Source organism: Gemmobacter sp. (genome assembly GCF_046292685.1).
GTDB lineage: Bacteria > Pseudomonadota > Alphaproteobacteria > Rhodobacterales > Rhodobacteraceae > Wagnerdoeblera.
The window spans coordinates 1-4,980 of the sequence record NZ_JBKBQM010000092.1; the positions used below are offsets into that span (position 1 = coordinate 1).

Annotated in this window: 4 protein-coding genes; all 4 read left to right on the top strand. The window is 69.3% G+C overall.

What is annotated here, in order from left to right; all coding sequences use genetic code 11:
* A partial coding sequence (nuoN, locus tag ACK4S2_RS15545; RefSeq protein WP_409626434.1) for an NADH-quinone oxidoreductase subunit NuoN occupies positions 1-1,296 on the top strand: 1,296 nt, incomplete at its 5' end.
* Positions 1,286-2,038 (top strand): biotin--[acetyl-CoA-carboxylase] ligase, encoded by a 753-nt coding sequence (locus ACK4S2_RS15550; RefSeq protein WP_409626437.1) that lies wholly within the window; start codon positions 1,286-1,288, stop codon positions 2,036-2,038. The genes nuoN and ACK4S2_RS15550, both read left to right, overlap by 11 nt.
* 83 nt (positions 2,039-2,121) lie before the next feature.
* Positions 2,122-2,901 (top strand): type III pantothenate kinase, encoded by a 780-nt coding sequence (locus tag ACK4S2_RS15555; protein ID WP_409626440.1) that lies wholly within the window; start codon positions 2,122-2,124, stop codon positions 2,899-2,901.
* Positions 2,898-4,565, top strand: a complete 1,668-nt coding sequence (locus ACK4S2_RS15560) for a ribonuclease J (RefSeq protein ID WP_409626443.1) — start codon at positions 2,898-2,900, stop codon at positions 4,563-4,565. The genes ACK4S2_RS15555 and ACK4S2_RS15560 overlap by 4 nt, the downstream gene beginning before the upstream one ends.
* Positions 4,566-4,980: the final 415 nt, after the last annotated feature.

The following is a 4,980-nucleotide window of genomic DNA, read 5'->3' on the forward strand; positions in this document are numbered from 1 at the left end:
CTGGCGCTGGCTGCCTGGGTCGGCACCACCGGCGGCGACCGCATCGCCTTCGGCGGTCTGTTCGTCGACGACGCCTTCTCCCGCTTTGCCAAGGTGGTGATCCTCGTCTCGGCCGCGGCCGTGCTGGTGATCGGGCAGGATTACGTCCAGCGCCGCGGCCTCGACCGCTTCGAATACCCGATCCTCGTCGGGCTTTCGGTGCTGGGCATGATGGTGATGGTCTCTGCCGGCGATCTCATCACGCTCTACATGGGGCTGGAGCTGCAATCGCTGGCGCTCTACGTCATCGCTGCGCTGCGCCGCGACAGCCTGCGCTCGACCGAGGCGGGGCTGAAGTATTTCGTGCTCGGCTCGATGTCCTCGGGCCTGCTGCTCTATGGCGCCTCGCTGACCTACGGCTACGCCGGCACCACGCAGTTCGCCGGCATCCTCTCCACCCTCGGCGGCGAAGTGCCGCTGGGCCTGCTGTTCGGCCTGGTGTTCCTGCTGGCGGGGCTCGCGTTCAAGGTTTCCGCCGCTCCCTTCCACATGTGGACCCCCGACGTCTACGAAGGCTCGCCCACGCCGGTGACCGCCTTCTTCGCCACCGCGCCCAAGGTGGCGGCGATGGCGCTGTTCGGCCGGCTGGTGCACGATGCCTTCGGCGCCATCCCCGGCGACTGGGGGCAGGTGATCGCGGCGCTCGCGGTGCTGTCGATGTTCGTGGGCGCCATCGCCGCCATCGGCCAGCGCGACATCAAGCGCCTGATGGCCTATTCCTCGATCGCGCACATGGGCTTTGCGCTGATCGGCGTGGCGGTGGGCAGTGCCCAGGGCGTGCAGGCGATGCTGGTCTACATGGCGATCTACGTGGCGATGAACGTGGGCACCTTCGCCTTCATCCTGTCGATGGAACGCGACGGCCGCCCGGTCTCCAGCATCGACGCGCTGCACCAGTTCGGCAAGGTCGAGCCGGCCAAGGCGCTGGCGCTGCTGGTGCTGATGTTCAGCCTCGCCGGCGTGCCGCCGATGCTCGGGTTCTTCGCCAAGCTGTCGGTGCTCAAGGCCGCGGTCGATGCCGGCATGGCCTGGCTTGCGGTGGCGGGGGCGGTGGCCAGCGTGATCGGCGCCTTCTACTACCTGCGCATCGTCTACTTCATGTATTTCGGCCGCGAAGGCGAGGCGCTGGAAACCCGCATGGCCCCGGCACAGTGGGCGCTGATGATGGCGTCGGCGGTGGTGATGCTGGCGGGCGTGGTCAACCTCCTCGGCATCGAAGGCCCCGCGCTGGCCGCGGCGCAGGCGCTTGTCCGCTGACTGGCCTGCCGGGGTCGGCCGGGTCGTCCTGGCCGAAACCGACAGCACCATCGCCGAGGCCGCGCGCCGCGCCGCCGCCGGTTCGGGCCCGGTCTGGATCCTCGCCGGTTTCCAGACCGCAGGGCGCGGCCGGCGCGGCCGCCCCTGGGTGTCGCCGCCTGGCAACTTCCACGCCACATTGCTGATGCGCCCGTCGGGCGGCCCGGCGCAAGCGGCGCTGCGCAGCTTCATCGCCGCGCTCGCCCTGCACGAGGCGCTCGGCCGCCTCACCGGCCTGCCCTCGGCTTTCGCGCTGAAATGGCCCAACGATGTGCTGCTCAACGGCGGCAAGGTCTCGGGCATTCTTCTCGAATCGCTCGGCTCGCAAGGCGGAGTCGATCATCTGGCCGTGGGCATCGGCGTCAACCTGATCGCAGCCCCCGACCCGGCCGAGGTCGAGCCCGGCGCCACGCCGCCTGTCTCGGTGCTGGCCGAAACCGGCCTGCGCCTTGCGCCCGAGGCGCTGCTCGGCGCCCTCGCCCCCGCCTTCGCGGCCCACGAGGCGACGCTCGCCGCGCAAGGCTTCGCCCCGATCCGCGCCGCCTGGCTGGCGCAGGCCACCCGCCTGGGCGAAACCGTCACCGCCCGCACCGGCACCGCCACCCGCACCGGCATCTTCGAAACCATCGACGAAAGCGGCGCCCTGGTGCTGCGTACGCCCCGGGGCCGCGAAACCTTGCCGGCGGCCGATCTCTACTTCTGATTGCGCCTGTCTTTCACCTTGTTGCAAATATCCCGGGGGTCCGGGGGCAGCGCCCCCGGCGGGTTCAGCGAAAGGAACGCTTCATGCTTCTGGCCATCGACTGCGGCAACACCAACACCGTGTTCTCCATCTGGAACGGCGCGCGTTTCCTGGCAACCTGGCGCATCGCCACCGATCACAAGCGCACCGCCGACGAATATTTCGTCTGGCTCTCCTCGCTTCTCATGCTCAACCGGCTGGAGGTGCAGGTCACCGATGCCATCATCTCCTCCACCGTGCCGCGTGTGGTGTTCAACCTGCGGGTGCTCTGCAACCGCTACTTCGATTGCCGCCCCCGCGTGGTGGGCAAGCCGGGCTGCGTGCTGGCGCATCCGCCGCGGGTCGATCAGGGCACCACGGTCGGCCCCGACCGGCTGGTCAATGCCGCCGGCGCGTTCGACCGGCACGGCGGCAACCTGATCGTGGTGGATTTCGGCACCGCCACCACCTTCGACGTGGTCGATGATGACGGCGCCTATATCGGCGGGGTCATCGCGCCCGGGGTCAACCTTTCGCTCGAGGCGCTGCACATGGCCGCCGCGGCGTTGCCGCATGTCGATATCTCGCGCCCCGACCGGGTGATCGGCACGAATACGGTGGCCTGCATGCAGGCCGGCGTGTATTGGGGGTATATCGGGCTTGTCGAAGGCATCGTCCGCCAGATCCGGGCCGAACGTGGCCGCCCGATGAAGGTGATCGCCACCGGCGGACTTGCCCCCTTGTTCGAACAGGGAACCGACGTATTTGACGCGGTCGAAGACGATCTGACCATGCACGGCCTGGTCCTGATCCACGACCACAACCGCAGACTGGAGTCCGCATGACCGCCAACCGCCTGATCTATCTTCCCCTCGGAGGCGCAGGGGAGATCGGCATGAACTGCTATGTCTATGGCTACGGGCCCGAAGGGCGCGAAAGGCTGATCGTCGTCGATCTGGGTGTAACCTTCCCCGACATGGACACCACGCCCGGCGTCGACCTCATCATGCCCAACGTCGACTGGCTGGCCGAGCGTGCCGACCGGATCGAGGGCATCTTCATCACCCACGGCCACGAAGACCATGTCGGCGCGCTGGGGCACCTGTGGCCACGGCTGCGCGCCCCCGTTCATGCCCGCAAGTTCACCGGCGCGCTGGCCCGGCTGAAGCTCGAGGAGCAGGGGCTGGACAGTTCGGTCGTGCAGATCCACGCGCCGCGGCCCGACTGGGTGGCGGCCGGACCCTTCCGCGTGCAGTTCGTGCCGGTGTCGCATTCGATCCCCGAAAGTGCCGCGCTGCTGATCGAGACGCCGGCAGGGCGTATCCTGCATTCGGGCGATTTCAAGCTCGACCCCGATCCGGGCGTGGGCGAGCCCTGGAACCCCGAGGTCTTCGCCGCCATCGGCGCCGAAGGCGTCAAGGTGCTGACCTGCGATTCCACCAACGTGTTCTCGACCCATCCGGGCCGTTCGGAATCCAGCCTGCACGCCCCGCTGCGCGAGCTGGTGGCCAACGCCAGGGGGCTGATCGCGGCCACGACCTTTGCCTCGAACCTCAGCCGGGTCAAGGCGCTGGCCGAGGCCGGGCGCGCCGCGGGCCGCTCGGTTTGCCTGATGGGGCGGGCGATGCGCAAGATGGTGTCGGTGGCACAGGAAACCGGCATCCTGACCGGCTTTCCCCCCACCATCAGCCCCGAGGAAGCGGTGCAGGTGCCGCGACAGAACCTGATGCTGATCGTGACCGGCACGCAAGGCGAGCGGCGCGCGGCCAGCGCGCAGCTGAGCCGCGGCAAGTATCTGGGCCTGCAGATGAAGGAAGGCGATACCTTCCTGTTTTCCTCGCGCACGATCCCGGGCAACGAGCGCGACGTGCTGCGCGTGGTCAACGCCTATTCGGAACTGGGCGTCGAGGTGGTGGACGACATGGGCGGGCTTTACCATGTGTCCGGGCATGCCAACCGCCCCGATCTGGAAACGCTGCACCGGCTGGTCTTGCCGGACATGGTGATCCCGGTGCATGGCGAGCATCGCCACCTGCGCGAACATGCGAGGCTGGCGGCCGCCAACGGCATGGTGTCGGAAATCGCGCCGAACGGGATGATGCTGGACCTGACCGGCGAGGCGCCGGAGCTGGCGGAGTATATCGAGACCGGGCGGGTCTATCTGGACGGGTCGGTGCTGGTCGGGGCGCTGGACGGCGTGGTGCGCGACCGGATCCGCATGGCGCTGAACGGGCATGTCATCGTGACGCTGTTGATGGACGAGGACGATGCACCGCTGGGCGAGCCCTGGGCCGAGCTGATGGGCCTGCCCGAGACGGGCAAGGGCGGGCGGCCGCTGTCGGAGACGATCGAGGCCGAGTTGGCCGAGTTTCTGGACCGCGCCGGCGCCAAGGTGCTGCGCGACGACGAGAAGCTGGACGACGGCGTGCGCCGGGTGGTGCGCCAGGTGGCCATGGAGGAGATCGGCAAGAAACCGGAAGTGACCGTGGTGGTCAGCCGGCTGGCCTGAGCGGGGCGCCGGGGGGCGCCGCCCCCCGGCCCCCCCCGCCGAAGGGGGCCGCTTGCCCCCTTCGGAAACCCCCGAGGACGTCCCGGCCGCAGCGGATGCGAGGGGTGTCCCTTGAAGGGACATGCAATCGGTCAAATAAAATCAATGGCTTGTGGCCCGGTTTTAACGAAGCGTCAACCTTTGCCCGGGGTCGGGGGGGGGGGGGGGGGGGGGCCCCGCCCCCGGGCCCCCGGGATATTTCGGGCAAGGTGAGAGGCCGGGGCGCGGCGCGGGCCTTGGGCGGCGGGTGTGCGGGGCGCTGCCCCCGGGCCCCCGGGATATTTCGGGCAAGGTGAGAGGCCGGGGCGCGGCGCGGGTCTTGGGTGGCGGGTGTGCGGAGGCGCTGCCCCCGGGCCCCCGGGATATTTCGGGCAAG

Bases quoted from the DNA above. Each gene is read 5' to 3' on its own strand.
- ACK4S2_RS15560 (WP_409626443.1), top strand. From the start codon at position 2,898: ATGACCGCCAACCGCCTGATCTATCTTCCCCTCGGAGGCGCAGGGGAG.
- ACK4S2_RS15555 (WP_409626440.1), top strand. From the start codon at position 2,122: ATGCTTCTGGCCATCGACTGCGGCAACACCAACACCGTGTTCTCCATC.